This is a genomic window from Streptomyces sp. NPDC051738, from assembly GCF_044453205.1.
In the GTDB taxonomy this organism is placed as follows: domain Bacteria; phylum Actinomycetota; class Actinomycetes; order Streptomycetales; family Streptomycetaceae; genus Streptomyces.
Genome location: NZ_JBITCM010000039.1, coordinates 1 through 15,772, shown reverse-complemented (window position 1 = coordinate 15,772; position 15,772 = coordinate 1). Strand labels below are relative to the sequence as shown.

The window sequence follows — 15,772 nt, the reverse complement described above, 5'->3', positions numbered from 1 at the left end:
CCTTCATATTCTATAGCGCCGCTCACATAGGCCACCGATGCGCGCCCCGGCATCACACAGTGGTGACGACCTCGTCGTAGGCCAGGCGCGGGCTGCGTGAGAACCAGGCGGCATCTCCGGGCGTGCCGATGTTGACCACGACCAGTACGGAGTGCTCGCCGTCACCGAAGAATTCCTTGTCGATCCCCTCGGCGTCGAACCCCGTCATCGGGCCGGCCGCCAGACCAGCGGCGCGGACGCCGACGATGAAGTAGCCGACCTGCAACGCCGCATTGAGCGCAGCGGACCTCTCCCGCGCCACGCGTTCGGCGAAGAACAGGTCCTTGGCCTGCGGGAAGTGCGGGAACTGGGTCGGCAACTCCTCATGGAACTCGTTGTCCGCGGCGAGGATCGCGACCAGTGGGGCGGTGGCGGTCTTCTTCTGGTTGCCCTCGGCGAGATGCGGCACCAGCCGCCGCCGTGCGTCGTCGGAGCGGACCAGGACGATCCGCAGCGGCTGCTGGTTCATCGAGGTGGGGCCGTACTTGACGAGGTCGTAGATGGCCCTCATCTGTTCGTCCGTCACCGGCTCATCGGTGAAGGTATTGGCCGTCCGGGCCTCTCGGAACAGAAGGTCCTGGGCGGCGGGGTGGAGTGCGAGAGACATGACGTTTTCCCTATTTCGACAGTGGTGGATGGTGTGCGCAAAAGAGTCGGGCGCTGACGCCCGGGAAATTTACGGCTGTGATGATGCGCCTGCGACTCGGGCGTGGTCGCCGGGGACGCCGCCTGGGCCGACGGCTTCGAAAAAGCCGGGCGTCGACGCGGCCGCGCCCTGCGGTCCGCTGGCATCGCCACCAGCTTGGGGCAGGCACCGGCCGGGGGCATCGCCTATTCGAGGGATCCTTGCTGCTGCGAGGTCGGCCGGAGCGTGCCACAAAGAACGCGGTCTGGATGAACCCCGCGAGCCCCAGGTCGACGGCCTTCACCTGCTCGTCCGGGGCGAGCAGCACAGGGTGGTGCGGCGTGATGTCGGAGTGGATGCGGTGTGCCCGACGCGCGGGACGGGGATGGCATGGATGTGTCCGCCCCGTCCGCTGGCAAGGCACGCCTTCCGGGCTAGCGCAGCCACGTGGCCGGATGCCGTGATCCCGGCCGGCGCGGAGGCAGAGGGTGTGCGAGGCGTGGACGCCTGTCTTCTCCACACGCCGGCGGGCGACGTGTTCGTCGAGCAGTTCACCGCTCTGGAGGCGGTGGTAGAGGTGCCGCCGCCGGGACCGACGCCGGTGCCGGTGAATTCGTGTCAGCGCTCGAGGACCAGGGCGAGACCCTGGCCGACGCCGATGCACAGGGTGGCGACGCCGACTCCACTGCCTTTGCGGGCGAGTTGGTGGGCGACGGAGCCGGCGAGGCGGGCGCCGGACGCGCCGAGCGGGTGGCCGAGCGCGATCGCGCCGCCTTGCGGGTTGAGGATCGCCGGGTCGAAGTCGGGCCATTCGGCGAGGCAGCCGAGGACTTGTGCGGCGAACGCCTCGTTCAACTCCAGCGTGGACAGGTGGTCGAACGTCTTGCCGACCTTGGCCAGGGCGCGGGTGACGGCCTCGACGGGGGCGAGTCCGAAGTAGTGCGGGTCGAGCGCGGAGACGCCGGTCGCGGAGACGCGGGCGAGGGGTTCGCGGCCGGTGGCCTTCAGGCCCTCGGCGTCGACCAGGAGCAGCGCGGCGGCGCCGTCGTTGAGGGGGGAGGCGTTGCCCGCCGTCACCCTGCCGTTCTCCTTGCGGAAGGACGGCTTCAGCCTGGCCATGGTCGCCAATGACGCCTCGGCCCGTACGCACTCGTCGGCGCCGAAGACGACCGGGTCGCCCTTGCGCTGCGGGATGGAGACCGGTGCGATCTCACTGTCGAAGAGCCCGGCCGCCTGAGCGGCGGCGGCCTTCTGGTGGCTGTGCAGCGCGAACTCGTCCTGTTGCTCACGGCTGATCTTGTGCTTGTCGGCGATGAGTTCGGCCGATTCGCCCAGCGGGATCGTCCACTGCGGGTCCATGTTCGGATTCACCATGCGCCAGCCCAGGGTGGTCGAGTGCAGCTCGGCGTGGGCGGCGGGGAAGGGCCTGTCGCTCTTCGGCAGGACGTAGGGTGCGCGGGTCATCGACTCGACGCCGCCGGCCAGGGCGATGGAGGCGTCGCCGAGCGCGATGGCCCGCGCGGCCTGGATGACGGCTTCGAGGCCGGAGGCGCACAGCCGGTTGACGGTGACGCCGGGCACGGAGGTGGGCAGCCCGGCGAGCAGTCCCGCCATGCGGCCGACGTTGCGGTTCTCCTCGCCTGCGCCGTTCGCGTTGCCGAAGTACACGTCGCCGATCAGCGCCGGGTCCAACTCCGGTGTACGCGCGAGCAGTTCACGGATGGCATGCGCGCCGAGGTCGTCCGGGCGGACCATGGCCAGGGAACCGCTGTATTTACCGAACGGCGTGCGGACCGCGTCGACGATGTAGACGTCCCGCAGTGTCATGACGAGAGCTCCTCGGTGATGTGAACCTTCGCGTCGGTCTTGTCCACGATGTCGTCGGCGCTCACGCCCGGCGCGGTCTCGACGAGGACGAGCCCGTCGCCGGTGACGTCGAGGACGCCGAGGTCGGTGATGATCCGGTTGACGCAGGCCTTGCCAGTGAGCGGCAGCGCGCACTCGGTGAGGATCTTCGGTGAGCCGTCCTTGGCGGTGTGCGTCATCACGACGATGACGGTGCGCGCGCCGTGTGCGAGGTCCATCGCGCCGCCGATCCCGGTGACCAGCTTGCCGGGGACGGCCCAGTTGGCCAGGTCCCCGCTCGCGGAGACCTGCATCGCGCCGAGCACGGCGACGTCGATGTGCCCGCCGCGGATCATGCAGAACGAGAGCGAGGAGTCGAAGAAGGAAGCGCCGGGCAGGACCGTCACCGTCTCCTTGCCCGCGTTGATCAGGTCCGGGTCGACTTCGGCCTCGGTCGGGTACGGGCCGGTGCCCAGGATGCCGTTCTCCGATTCGAGGATCACCTCGACGCCCGGGGGAAGGTGGTTGGGAATCAGGGTGGGCAGCCCGATGCCGAGATTGACGTACTGGCCGTCCTTCAGCTCGCGTGCCGCCCGCGCGGCCATCTCTTCCCGCGTCCACGCCATCAGCTGCTCACCGTCCGACGCTCGATCGTCTTGTCCGTCGCCTGCTCGGGGGTGAGGGCCACCACCCGCTGTATGAAGATGCCCGGCAGGTGCACCGCGTCCGGGTCGATGCCGCCCGGCTCGACCAGCTCCTCCACCTCGGCGATCGTGACCTTGCCCGCCATGGCGGCCAGCGGGTTGAAGTTGCGGGTGGACTTGCTGAAGACGAGGTTGCCGTGCCTGTCGCCCTTCGCGGCCCGCACCAGCGCGAAGTCGGTGCGGATGCCGCGCTCCAGCACGTACTGGGTGCCGTTGAACTCGCGGACCTCCTTCGGCGGCGAGGCCAGCACCACGCCGCCCGAGCCGTCGTAGCGCCAGGGCAGCCCGCCGTCGGCGACCTGCGTACCCACCCCGGCCGGGGTGTAGAAGGCGGGGATCCCAGCGCCGCCGGCTCGCAGCCTTTCAGCGAGCGTGCCCTGCGGGATCATCTCGACCTCCAGCTCACCGGCCAGATACTGCCGGGCGAACTCCTTGTTCGCGCCGATGTACGACCCCGTCACCCGGGCTATCCGCCCGGCCCTGAGCAGCACGGCCAGGCCCGACTCCATCGCCCCGCAATTGTTCGAGACCACGCCGAGCCCCGACACCCCCCGCTCGAACAGAGCCTGGATCAGCACATTCGGCACACCGCTCAACCCGAACCCGCCCACGGCCAACGACGCACCCTCCGGCACATCCGAAACAGCCTCCAAAGCCGTGGCGACCACTTTATCCATCTTCTTTACTCTGCCTCTCGCCAATGTGGACCCATCGGACGCTGTTTTCCGTAACGCGACATCAAGAATTCGGTCGGGCTCTCTAATGTCGTGGCGCGGGCCGTGGGAATAGCGCGAGCGGCTTTGCCGCAGACCCGCCTGCCTCCTCGCGTCCCACCTGACAGACGCGTGCTTCCACGGTGCAACGCCTGGGCATCCATCGGCATCCCGCAGATGGGGGATATCGCATCCGATCCACAGGCCGCTGGGTCGGTGCACGTCGCGCGAAAAGGGTATTCCCGCGCCGATCCGCGTTATCACTCGCAGATCTTATTGACGCACATCATCCGAGTGTCGACGCTTTCCTCCATGAATACAGGAGTGGTAGGACCGAGGAAATTCTCATGAAGACATTCGTGCACCGGGGACAGATCACCAAGGTGGTCTTCGGCAGCGGTACGCGCAGCCGCATCCCGGAAGAGGCCGATGCTCTCGGATGCCGTCGGGTGCTCATCCTGTGCACACCTGGTCAGGTGGACCAGGCGGCGCAGATGCGCGACCTGCTGGGTTCCGCAGCAGCGGGAACTTTCGCCGAAGCGGCTGCGCACACCCCTGTCGACGTCACGGATAAGGCGGTCGCGTACGCCAGAACTGTGGGAGCTGACTCCGTGCTCGCCCTCGGCGGTGGATCGACCATCGGCCTCGGCAAGGCCATCGCCGTACGGACCGGTCTTCGGCAGCTGGCGCTGCCCACCACCTACGCGGGCTCGGAGATGACGCCGATCCTCGGAGAGACCGAAGGCCGCAGGAAGACGACCCGACGGCTGCCGGAAGTGCTGCTCAACACGGTGGTGTACGACGTCGACCTGACGCTCACACTTCCCGTGGCGACATCGGTGGTCAGCGGCATCAACGCGATGGCGCACGCGGTGGAGGCCCTCTATGCACAGGACCGGGACCCGGTCGCCTTCCTGATGGCCGGTGAAGCACTCGACTCCCTCATCCGATCCCTTCCGGTCGTCGCGCAGCATCCGGACGACGCAGCGGCGCGGGCGGACGCGTTGTACGGGGCGTGGCTGGCGGGCACGTGCCTCGGCACGGTGGGCATGGCCCTGCATCACAAGGTGTGCCATGTGCTGGGCGGCACGTTCGGGCTTCCGCACGCCGAAACGCACGCCGTCGTCCTTCCACATGTGGTCGCCCACAACGGGCCGGCGGCCCCGGAGGCCATGGCGCGCATCGCGCAGGCGCTGCGGGGGGACGACGCCGCGAGCGGCCTCTACGACTTCGCCGGGCGGCTCGGCGCCCCCCGGGCGCTGCGGGACCTCGGCATGCCGGAATCGGGGATCGAGCAGGCGGCCGAACTCGTCATGAGGGACAGCTACTGGAATCCGCGACCAGTGGACCGGAACGCTGTCCGCGCCCTGCTGACCCGCGCCTGGGCCGGGGAAGCGCCGTCGACCTCACCCGGCAACGAAGATCCTCAGTCCGGCTCCGTCCTCGAAGCCTCGACCACAACGGGAGCACGCCATGCGTGATCTGACCAGCGACACCATCACCGAGGCCGTGATCTCGACCATGCGGGACACCAAGGACTCCCGCCTCGCGGAGATCATGGAATCGCTGGTGCGGCACGTCCACGCCTTCGTCCGTGACGTGGAACTGACGGAGGAGGAGTGGGCCCGGGGAGTGGACTTCCTGACTCGCACCGGGCAGATGTGCACCCCGACGCGCCAGGAGTTCATCCTGCTGTCCGACGTGCTGGGCGTCACCATGCTGGTCGACGCCCTGAGCAATCGACGCCCTGCCGAGGCCACACAGAACAGCGTCCTCGGCCCCTTCTTCAGGGACGACAGGCCGCAGCCCCCCGACGCCGCCGACATCTCCGGAGGATTGCCCGGCACCCCGCTGTTCTTCGAGGGACGAGTCGTCGACCGTGAGGGAGCGCCGGTGGCCGGCGCGGCGGTGGACGTGTGGCACAGCGACGCGGAGGGCCACTACGACGTGGATGTGCCCGGCCGGGTCGACCCGGCCATGCGTGCGCTCTTCCGGACCGACGAGACGGGACACTTCGGTTTCCGTTCCATCCGTCCGTCCAGCTACCCGATACCCGGTGACGGCCCGGTCGGCGAAATCATGGGCGCGACCGGCCGGTCGCTCATGCGCCCCGCCCATGTGCACCTGCTGATCGAGGCTCCGGGATTCCAGCGCGTGACCACCATGCTGTTCCCTTCGGACGACCCGTACCTGGATGCGGATCCGGTGTTCGGGGTCAAGGAGTCGCTGGTCGCGTCCTATGACACATACGCGGCCGACTCCGGGCCCAGGCGCGGGCCGACCGACCAGCCGTACACGGTGCTGCGCCACACCTTCGTCCTCGAACCCCTCCCCGCGGACTGAAGCGTCACCCCACCGCGTAAGCAGTCGGCTGTGCGTGCCATGAACGAGGGCCGGCGCGCGCCTTGACCCGGAACTCGGCGAAGCACGATCCGGCCACCCCGCGCGCCGACCTCGCGTACGTCACAGGGCAGCCGCCCGCCTTCCCGCCCCGCTCGAACGATCAAGCCCGCCAACACACCCAGCAGGACGGTGAGTTCACCCAGCGCCCTGCGCAACAAAGGCCGACGCCCTTCCCGACTTTCACGGAGGTCCTGCGATGACTGAAACCCTTGACATGACCGTCGATTTCCGAGCCACGATGAGCCGGCTCGCCACGGGTGTCAGCGTGATCACCACATGCTCTGGAAGCAAACCCATCGGCATGACGGCGAGTGCCGTGTCCGCCCTCTCCCTGGACCCGCTCCAGCTGCTCGTCTGCATCGGCAACCACCTGTACACGCGGACCGCGATCGCGGAACACGGCCGCTTCGCCGTCAATGTCCTCGGCGAGGACAGCGAGCACCTGGCGCGGAACTTCGCCGTTTCCAAAGCGGACAAGTTCGCGGGTGTCGAGACCTTCGACGACCACGGCGTGCCGGTGTTGAAGGACGCCATCGCGGCTGTCGTGTGCGACGTCGCCGAGGCGCTCCCCGGTGGCGATCACACCATCTTCGTGGGTGACGTCCGCCAGTGGGCACACAAGGCGGACTGCCGGCCGCTGGTCCACTTCGCGGGCGGCTTCGGCACGCTCAGGGCCGCGCACTAGTCCTGGCGGCAGCGGTTCGAACCAGGCCGCCTGGCCCGTGACCGGGCCGGCCACCGCCCCCGATGTCCGGCTCCTGCGAGGCGAGCTGCGGACATCGGGGGCTCCGCTCGTTTCGACGACCCCACGGAGAGTGTGATGACCAGCTCCGTTGCGGCATTCAAGCTGCATCCTGCGGCCCAGCCCCCGCATCTTCTGACCCGCCCGCGTCTGCTGCGCCGGCTTGACGCGGCGACCGAGCCCGTCGTGGTGCTCTCCGCGCCGGCCGGCGCCGGCAAGACGGTGCTCCTGACCGAGTGGTCGCGCCGCCTGGTGGCTCGCGGAGAGTGCGCCTGGCTCAGCCTGGACGCCTACGACAACGCCCCGGGCCGGCTCTGGTCCTGCATCCTGCGGGCGCTGCACCAGGTACTGCCGGACCTGCCCGCCCGCCTCGACGGCGACGGGTGGACGGTCGATGCCTGGCTCGAGGAGATCCTGCCGAGTCTGGTGAGCGGACTGGGCGCACAGAGGCCGCTCACGGTGATCCTCGACGGACTGGAATCCATCACGGACGTCGACGCGGTCCGGAGCCTGGGGGACTTCCTGACAAGGCTTCCCCACGGATTCCGCATCATCGTGTCGACCCGGCACCTCCTCGGAGGTCCGCTGCCGGCTCTGCGCGCCAGGGGCCTGGTCGCTGAACTCGACCAGCACGACCTGGCCTTCACCCCTGAGGAAGCACAGGCCGTGCTCACCGGTCTGCTCGGATCCGCTCCGAGCGCGGACACGTCGAGCGCGCTGTATGAGGCCACCGAGGGATGGGCGGCGGGGCTGTGCATCATGGGGCGCGCTCTCGCCCGCTCCGTGAACGAGGTCGATATGGACAGGGAGTTGGCCCGCGGCAGGCAAGCGGTCTCCGAGTACCTGGCCGGCGAGGTCCTCTACCGGCTCACCACCGAGCAGCGCGAGTTCCTGCTGCGCACCAGTGTCCTTGACGAGCTGAGTGCCGGGCCATGCCAGGCCCTCGCCGGGGAGCGGGCGGGCGCGGTGCTGCGTGAACTCGCGCGGACCGTGCAACTGCTCGTGCCCGCCGCCGATCCGTCGGCGTACCGGCATCACCGAGCACTGTCACCGCTGCTGTCCGACGTCCTGATGTCCGAAGGGCCGGACGCTGTCGTGTCCCTGCACCGGTCGGCGGCTCAGTGGTACGCCCGGCGGAGGGAGACGACCGCGGCCGTACGGCACTGGGTGCTGGGCGGCGATGAGCCCGCGGCCGTCGCGTCGGTCCTCGACGGCTGGGAGGAGGCGGTCTCGGTAGGCCGTGGTGCGGAGGTCACGCATTGGCTGGAGCTCTTGCCGCCCCGCATGGTCGCCGCCGACGCGAGATTGTGCGTCGTGGCGGCCATGGCGGCTCTGTCGGGGGGCACCCCGGAAACGGCCCGGCGCTGGCTGGATGTGGCCCAGCTCAGGAACACGGGATCGGAGACGGTCGGCGAAGGCAGCACCGTGTCCGATGCGGCAGCCGTCGCTCAGGCCGTGGCCTGCTATCTGAAGGGCGAGGTGCTGACCGCCGACCGTCTCGGCGAATCCGCCGTTGCCGGCACCATGCCGTTGACTTCCTGGCGTGCCCTGGCCTGTACGGCCCGGGGTACCGCTCTGCTGTGGACCCGCCGGTACGAGGAGGCGGAGGCGCTGCTCGGCGAGGCGACCCGTGATGCGCACGCCGCCGGGCACGGTTTGGTGCTCGTCCGCGCGCTGGGTTTGCGGGCGGTGTGCGCGCTGCTGGCCGGACGGCACGAGCAGGCGCGCATCCTGAGTGACGAGGCACTCCAGGCCGCCGCGACGGCCTGTCTGGGCGGGCACTTCGTCACTGTGTCCGCCTATATCGGCCGGGCCGGCCTACTCCTCGAAGAGGGAGACATCGATGAAGCCGAACGGGTTCTGACCGACGCGGAAGCGGTGCTGGCGGGCTCGGCCCGGACCGGAAGCGAACCCCAAGTACGCGCCCTGTGCCACGTCACGCGGGCGCGGCTGGAGAATGCGCGACACAACACGGACGCGGCCCGGGAGGCCCGGGAGGCGGGCGAGCGGGCAGCGGCCCGGTGCGAGTCGCCAGGGGCACTGATGGATCTGCTCGGCCGAGTCGGCGAGGACACGGCCGTGACGCCTGCCGCCCCCGGTCCCCAGGAACTGTCGCTGGGGGAGCGCCGAGTGCTCCGGGCTCTGTGCGGTCCGCTGACGCTGCGGGAGATCGCCTCCGAGCTCTATGTGTCCCACAACACGGTCAAGACACAGGTACGGGCCATCTTCCGCAAACTCGACGCGCACGACAGGAGCGCAGCGGTCGCAAGGGCCCGGGAGCGCGGTGTGCTCTGACCCGGGCCCTCGTATTCTGCTTACTTGGCGTCCTGGCGTCGGGCGTAGTCCGCCTGAGCCGTGTACGCGGTCTCCTTTTCCTCCTCCACCTTCTCGATGCCGCAGACCTTGCGCGCGAGGTCTGCCATGACGCCGCTCGGGGACATCTCGGCGCGCTTCATGGTGAGTGTGCGGATGGCCAGCAGGGGCGTGCCGTTGAAGTTCTCGAAGGTGCTGATGCGGTCGCCCCAGTCGGACAGGAACAGGTCGCGGATCACCCGGCTGATCTTCAGCCGGTCATGCGGCCTGCCGACCGGTCCGGTCTGCAGCGCCTCCAGCCACGGCCGAAGTTCGGGCCGCTGCCACTGCCCCTCGGTCGGGAAGATGAGCGAGGCACGACCGGCCAGGTCGACGATCTCGTGGGCCATCTCGGCGACGTTCTCGAGGTAGTACGCCCGCCCGAAGTCGAACATCAGGACGTTCGGCTTATAGAGGCCGCCGGGAGTGTGGAACCCTTCCTCTTCGGAAGCGACCACATGTGCCTTGAGTGTCTGGTGGAAGCCGGCGAACCGGGAGATCCGGGTCTGGACCGGCGGCAGCTGGTAGGTGCCGATGTGCTCGGTGACCAGCAGGGCCAGACCGAGCATCAGCTCGGCGCGCACCATCTGCCGGACCAGGGCCTGGTAGTGCAGCCAGTCGAAGACGCGCTGCGGGTACAGCGACGCGTGCTTGGGGTTACCGATGTGGAACACCTGGTTCCAGGGGATGAACACGTCCTCGAACACGATGACGCTGTCCAGCTCGTCACCCTGGGAGGCGAGCGGGTGCTCGACCTCCTCCCCGTCCCGGACGTTGCTCTCGCGGCAGATGATGGTGACGCCGGGAGTGTTGGGCTTCACCGCCCCGAAGATGATCTGCTCCGGCAGAATGCCGGGGCGGTAGAAGACGCCGATGTGGATCCAGTCGCCGAAGGCCGCACCTGTGCCGATCGCCTTCACGCCCCGCACGGTGATGCCCTCGTCAGAGGTGCCGACCACCTGCAGGGCGGGGGACTCGGCCTGGGCGGAATCGCGTGAGCGGTCCGTCTGCGGGTCGACGAACGCGGGCGTCGTGTTGAGGTCGCCCTCCCGCACCAGGTTCCAGAAGTCGAGGATCCCCTTGGTCAGGTCCCTTCCGTCGGTGCCGACGGCCTGGCTGCTCCAGGGCTCCGGGTCGTCGACGTAGGTCAGCAGGACGTAGTTGTTGACATCCGGGGTCCGCGGGGTCGCCCCGCCACCCGTTTCCCGCAGGACCGTCTCCATGTAGCGCCGCTTGCGCTTCAGGTCCTCCTTGGAGCGGTGCTGGAACCACGTCATGGACCGCCGGACGCCGTCCTCGTCCACGAACGTCATGACGTCCTGGAGGTCCGGGCGGTGGTGCAGGTCGTAGAAGTCCGCGAGGCTTCGGGCGTACGCCCGGGTCTTGGGATGCGTGGCCACGTTGTCGACGAGTTCGTCGCCCACCCACACCGTGCGGCCGTCGTTCAGTGCTGCCAGGTATTCCTTGCCTGTACGCACGTTGTGCTCCTCTCCAGGGGCAATCCGGATGGCACGGAGCATGCGTCGCGGCAGGGTGAGACGACGGCGCACAACCGGCAATCACCCGGGTGAAAGCGGCGATCTCCGGGGGAGCGACGTTGAGGGCGGATGCGGCAGTGCGCCATGCTTCCCCCATGAGCAGCACAGACCCCGCCGACGACCAGGCCGGTGGGCGTGGGAACCAGGCCATGACCGGGCTGCGCCTGCGGGGACGGGACCGCGAGATCGTGGTTGTCCGTGAGGCCCTGGACGCGGTTCGTGGCGGACGGAGCGCCTGTGTCGTCGTGGAAGGCACGTCCGGAGTCGGCAAGAGCCGGTTGCTCGCGGAGCTGGACGGGATGGCGCGGCGATTCGGGTTCGATGTGGTGTCGGTACGGGCCGATGAGCTCGACCAGTACGCGGCAGGAGCCGCAATGCAGTCCGCCTTGCAGTCCTCCGACGGTTCCAACCGAGCCGGGGCAGCAACCGACGACCAGCGGCTCTGGCTGCTGGACAGCATCACGGACGCCCTGGAGGACCGGGCTCAGCGCGCCCCGGTGGCCGTGCTTGTGGACGACGCGCAGTGGGCGGATCCGGCCACGCTCTTCGTGCTCCGCACCCTGCCTGGACGACTGGCCGCCTCGCGGGTCCTGTGGGTCCTGGCGGTACGGTCGGACACCGAGCGGCCGACCGTGGCCAGGGTGCGGGAAGACCTCGAACGCCTCGGAGCCCGATGGCTGACCCTCGGCCCCCTGCCACAGCAGGAGCTGCACTACATCGCGGCCGATGTCCTCGGGGCGAGCCCGTCACCTGGTCTGGCCAGGCTCCTGCGAGGCGTCGCGGGCAATCCCTTCCTGGCGATTGAACTGATGCGCGCATTCGCCGAAACGGATGCCGTCAAAATGGAGGCGGGCGAGGCGAGCCTCCTGCACGACAGCATCCCCAGCAGATTCCGGCGGAGTATCGCCGGGCGTCTGGACCGGCTCCCGGAAGACGCCGTGCGCCTGCTCCAGATCGGGTCGGTCCTCGGACGCGAATTCGACCTCGGCACGGCCGCCCGAATGCTCGGCAGGCATGTCGGCAGCCTGCTGTCCGGCGTCGAGGCCGCCCTGAACGCAGGTCTGCTCTCGGCCGACGGCCCGCGACTCGCCTTCCGTCACGACCTCATACGGCAGGCCGTCCACGAGAACCTGCCTCTGGCCGTACGGACCGCTCTGCACCGGGAGGCGGCCGACAGTCTGCGTGTCATCGGTGCACGATCGGCCGAGGTGGCCTGGCACGTCGTCATGTCAGGCGGCCCGGTCGACGACGATGCCGTGACCACGCTGTCCACCGCCGTACGGGAACTGTCCTCGTCGGCCCCCGACGCGGCTGCGGACTTGGCTCAGCGGGTCGCCGGACTGCTGCCCCCACAGGACCGGCGTCGCATCTCCCTGCTGACCGACGCCGCCGAGTACCTCGGCCGGACCCGCCGGGTTCACGAGGCGCTCGACCTGGTCGACGCCACTCTGCCGGAAGGTCTTGAGTCACTGCAGGAGGCATACCTGCGCCTGGTGGCCGCCGAGATCCACCAGGCCGCGGGCGACGACGCCGCCGCGATGACACACCTCCAGCAGGCCCTGGACCTTCCCGCGCTGCCGCCCGACGTGCGCGTCCGGCTGCTGAAAACCAAGGCGACGGGCCACGTGTACCTCGGGGACATCACCGCTGCCGAGCAGACCGACACCGGCCTGGTCGAGGCCGCCTACCAGAGTCACGATCCCGCCGTCGTCGTCAGCGCCATGGTGTTCCAGTCGCAGACAATCTTCTATCGCGGGCACCTGGCCCGCGCCCTCGAGCTTGCCGAGGAGGCCACCCGACGCGCCGGCACCCAGTCCGCCGCGCTCTACCTGCGGCCCCCGCGGATTCCAGCGCTGTGGCTGGCCACCGTGCTGACCAGCACCGACCGGCTTGCTGACACCGAGCGGATTCTGCGGGAGGGACAGCGGGAAGCGGAGGCGCTGGGCCTCGGCTGGTCACTTCCCCACTGGCATGCCGCCCGTGCGTGCGCACTACTCGAACAGGGAGCGCTGGACGACGCGGCCGTGGAGGCCGAGGCCAGTCTGATGGTGGCGGACGAACTCGAGATCACTCTGCCGAATCCGCAGGCCCGCTCCGTGCTGGCACTGGTGGAGATCAGACGCGGTGACCTCGCCAAGGCCGCGGACCACCTCCGCGCCGCGGAAACCGGTTCCGGCACGAAAATGCAGCGGTACGGCCCTTGGGTGTCTCTGGCGCGCGCCGGTCTGGCGGACGCGGAGGGCGAAGACGGCGAGGCGGCGGCGGCACTCACGGGAAGCTTCGCAAGCTGTGAGCCGACGCGGCTGCTTGCGGTACCTCCGTCCCACTGGCCCGGGATCGTGCGCATCGCGCTGGGGGACGAGGACCCGTCGGTCGCACAGGCCGTGTCCGGCGCACTGCGCAGCCTGACGGCACAGGACGAGAGCCAGCAGATCATCGGGGCGGTCCGCGCCCACGTGAACGGCCTGCTCGACCGCGACCCGCGTGCGCTGGTGTCCGCCATCACCGGCTACCGGAACACCGGCAGGCCGTTGGCCCTGGCGGCGGCCTGTGAGGACCTCGGCGAGCTCATGGCGGCATCGGCCGATACGACGCCGGCGATCCCGTACTTCGAAGAAGCGGGTCAGCTGGCGTCGGCCTCAGGAGCCGGGCGCGATCAAGAACGGATCAGGCGGCGCCTGCGCCAGCTCGGCGTGCGCACCACCCCCGTGCGGAACCACACGGCCAGCCCTCAGGGGTTGGGAAACCTGACCGAATCCGAGCAGAAACTGATCCCGCTCGTCGTTCAGGGCCTCACCAACCGGGCCATCGCCGACCGGCTCTACGTGTCCGTGCACACCGTCAACACCCACATGAAGCACATCTTCACCAAGCTCGGTATCAACTCGCGGGTCGAGCTGACCCGGCTGGCGATCGAGCGGGGCACCAGCGCCGACGGGGCCGACTGAGCGGTGCACCCACCGCAGGGCGCGGCGGCAAGGATCCCTTGAATGGGTGACGCCCGGCTCCGGCACCGCCCGTAATGCTGGACCCAACGGCGTGGCCTCCGGCACAGCACCGTCATTCGCCCCGCCGGACCGCGACGCACTCGACTCCATCAGTGAGTTGATCACAATCCGATGCTTCAGCGACCGAGTCGTGCCGCTCGCGCAGACCCGCGCCGCGAACGAGGCGCGCTCGAAAGGAGCACTGGCGTGGCAAGGCCGTCACCCATGTCGCCGACGGATGGTCAACCGCAGCCCAAAGCGGTCGGGCCCGGCGCTCCTACCAGCACCGAGCGCGGATACCGCGGCCAACTCAGGGCTGCTGTGACCGCGAGCGCGGCCCCGCACGGATACACCCTGGCGCTGTGGACCGCCACCGCGGTGACGTCGTCCGAGCAGGGCGCCCCAGGGGCTGCTGAAGTCCTGGCGCTCCTTGTCGGCGCGACGCTCGCCTTCGTCGCGTTGGCCGCTGCCGCCCACGGCGCTGCCCCTATGACGCCGGGCTGGTCCGCCCACGCCGGCACGCGGATCTGGGCGGCCTTCCATCTGCCCATGGCGGCTTGCGCTGCGCTGGTCAGCCTGCTGCTGACACGGTGCTGTTCAGGGCCCCTCCTGTGGGGGCTCGTCGGCACGACCACGACTGCCGTGTACCTACTGGGTGTCAGCGCCCAGTTCCTCTGCTTTGCAGTTCGCCATGTCACCCAGAAGACACAGACATTCACGCGCAAGAGATTCACCATGCGCCTCGCGCTCGACCCCTCCGCCCAGGACCTTCTGTTCCGGCAGGCACGGACCGTCAACACTTTCGCCGACGAGCCAGTAACGGACGACCAGATCGAGGCCATCTACGACCTCGTCAAGTACGCTCCCACCTCGATGAACCAGCAGCCCCTGCGTATCGTGCTGGTCCGATCCGCCCAGGCGCGCGAGCGCCTGGCCAAGCACCTGTTGGAGGGCAACCGCAACAAGACCGCGGCCGCCCCGCTCGTCGCCATCCTGGCCGCGGGCAATGAGTTCCACGAGGAACTGCCCAGCCAGTTCCCACACTTCCCACAGGCCAAGGATCTCTTCGCCGAGCGTGCCGTGCGCGAACGGTCCGCGCATCTCAACGCGCTCCTCCAGGTCCGCTACTTCATCATCGGCGTCCGCGCCGCCGGCCTGGCCGCAGGACCGATGACCGGCTTCGACGCCGAAGGCATCGACAAGGAGTTCTTCAGCGACGGCGAGCACTCGGTCCTCGCCGTCATCAACATCGGCAGGCCGGGCTAGAACGCGTGGTTCACACGCTCCACACGTCTGACATACGCGCAAGTGGTCACCACAGCCCGATCGAAGGGCAACGGTCGGCCGACTGCACCCGCGTCAATGCCCATGGAGCAGTGTGCATCGTGAATTTGCAGGTCACGGGTCTGTTGTGCGTGGGGTTCTCGATGCTCGGGCTGGTCGCGGGCGGATGACTTCGGTGAAGATCGTCGCCCGATGACGTCAACTGGCCTTAGTTGGCCCGACGTTGGCCCGCTGCCAAGGGGCGCGGCGACAGCCTGCTGCTCGCGCCGTGACGGCGTAGGCGCGTCCGCACGGATGTCCTGCTCGTGATCGTCTTCGCAACCTTCACGTGGCAGGCAGCACAACGAAGGGCTCTCGCAAGGACGTGACTTGTGGGAGTACTTTCGGCGTACGGGGCGTACTGCAAATCCAACACCTTGGACTCGTACTCGAGTTGGATGTGACCCAGTGAACCTCTTTCATCCTGAATAATCGCAGGTCAAGAGTGTGTGGATGGCTCGGACGGCGGTGCCGATACGCCGGGTGGAGCATCGGGCTCGC

Annotated in this window: 11 protein-coding genes and 1 pseudogene; 6 read left to right on the top strand and 6 right to left on the bottom strand. The window is 69.0% G+C overall.

Annotated features, from left to right (window positions below):
* Window positions 1-52: 52 nt before the first annotated feature.
* The 4 genes from ACIA8X_RS45675 to ACIA8X_RS45660 form a co-directional block, all read right to left on the bottom strand.
* A complete protein-coding gene (locus ACIA8X_RS45675) occupies window positions 53-646 on the bottom strand; it encodes a malonic semialdehyde reductase (protein ID WP_393462844.1) in 594 nt (197 codons plus the stop codon).
* Between the two features lie 636 nt (window positions 647-1,282).
* Window positions 1,283-2,485 carry a thiolase family protein gene (locus tag ACIA8X_RS45670; RefSeq protein WP_393462847.1) on the bottom strand — a complete coding sequence of 401 codons (1,203 nt, stop codon included), beginning with the start codon at window positions 2,483-2,485 and terminating at the stop codon, window positions 1,283-1,285.
* A gap of 2 nt (window positions 2,486-2,487) precedes the next feature.
* Entirely contained in the window at window positions 2,488-3,135 is a 648-nt protein-coding gene (locus ACIA8X_RS45665; protein ID WP_393462843.1) for a CoA transferase subunit B, read from the bottom strand.
* Window positions 3,135-3,890: a CoA transferase subunit A gene (locus tag ACIA8X_RS45660; protein ID WP_393462842.1), complete on the bottom strand. Its 756-nt coding sequence runs from the start codon at window positions 3,888-3,890 to the stop codon at window positions 3,135-3,137. The genes ACIA8X_RS45665 and ACIA8X_RS45660 overlap by 1 nt, the downstream gene beginning before the upstream one ends.
* A gap of 383 nt (window positions 3,891-4,273) precedes the next feature.
* Between ACIA8X_RS45660 and ACIA8X_RS45655 the strand changes: the two genes are divergently transcribed.
* The 4 genes from ACIA8X_RS45655 (at window position 4,274) to ACIA8X_RS45640 (ending at window position 9,366) form a co-directional block, all read left to right on the top strand.
* Entirely contained in the window at window positions 4,274-5,407 is a 1,134-nt protein-coding gene (locus ACIA8X_RS45655; RefSeq protein ID WP_393462841.1) for a maleylacetate reductase, read from the top strand.
* Window positions 5,400-6,269, top strand: coding sequence for a dioxygenase (locus ACIA8X_RS45650; RefSeq protein WP_393462840.1), 870 nt, complete (start codon window positions 5,400-5,402; stop codon window positions 6,267-6,269). The genes ACIA8X_RS45655 and ACIA8X_RS45650 overlap by 8 nt, the downstream gene beginning before the upstream one ends.
* Window positions 6,270-6,525: 256 nt before the next feature.
* On the top strand, window positions 6,526-7,014 hold the full coding sequence (locus tag ACIA8X_RS45645; RefSeq protein ID WP_393462839.1) for a flavin reductase family protein: 489 nt from the start codon (window positions 6,526-6,528) through the stop codon (window positions 7,012-7,014).
* 135 nt (window positions 7,015-7,149) lie between these two features.
* Window positions 7,150-9,366: a LuxR C-terminal-related transcriptional regulator gene (locus ACIA8X_RS45640; RefSeq protein ID WP_399460725.1), complete on the top strand. Its 2,217-nt coding sequence runs from the start codon at window positions 7,150-7,152 to the stop codon at window positions 9,364-9,366.
* 20 nt (window positions 9,367-9,386) lie between these two features.
* Here ACIA8X_RS45640 and ACIA8X_RS45635 read toward each other — a convergent pair whose 3' ends face one another.
* Window positions 9,387-10,901 carry a 4-hydroxyphenylacetate 3-hydroxylase family protein gene (locus ACIA8X_RS45635; protein WP_399460724.1) on the bottom strand — a complete coding sequence of 505 codons (1,515 nt, stop codon included), beginning with the start codon at window positions 10,899-10,901 and terminating at the stop codon, window positions 9,387-9,389.
* A gap of 155 nt (window positions 10,902-11,056) precedes the next feature.
* Between ACIA8X_RS45635 and ACIA8X_RS45630 the strand changes: the two genes are divergently transcribed.
* Together ACIA8X_RS45630 and ACIA8X_RS45625 are read left to right on the top strand one after the other, a co-directional pair.
* Entirely contained in the window at window positions 11,057-13,909 is a 2,853-nt protein-coding gene (locus ACIA8X_RS45630; RefSeq protein ID WP_399460723.1) for a helix-turn-helix transcriptional regulator, read from the top strand.
* 774 nt (window positions 13,910-14,683) lie between these two features.
* Window positions 14,684-15,214: a malonic semialdehyde reductase gene (locus tag ACIA8X_RS45625; RefSeq protein ID WP_393462846.1), complete on the top strand. Its 531-nt coding sequence runs from the start codon at window positions 14,684-14,686 to the stop codon at window positions 15,212-15,214.
* A 476-nt stretch (window positions 15,215-15,690) separates the two neighbouring features.
* On the opposite strand, the pseudogene ACIA8X_RS45620 reads toward ACIA8X_RS45625, so the two are convergent.
* Window positions 15,691-15,772: pseudogene (locus ACIA8X_RS45620) on the bottom strand (IS5/IS1182 family transposase); the annotation flags it as partial.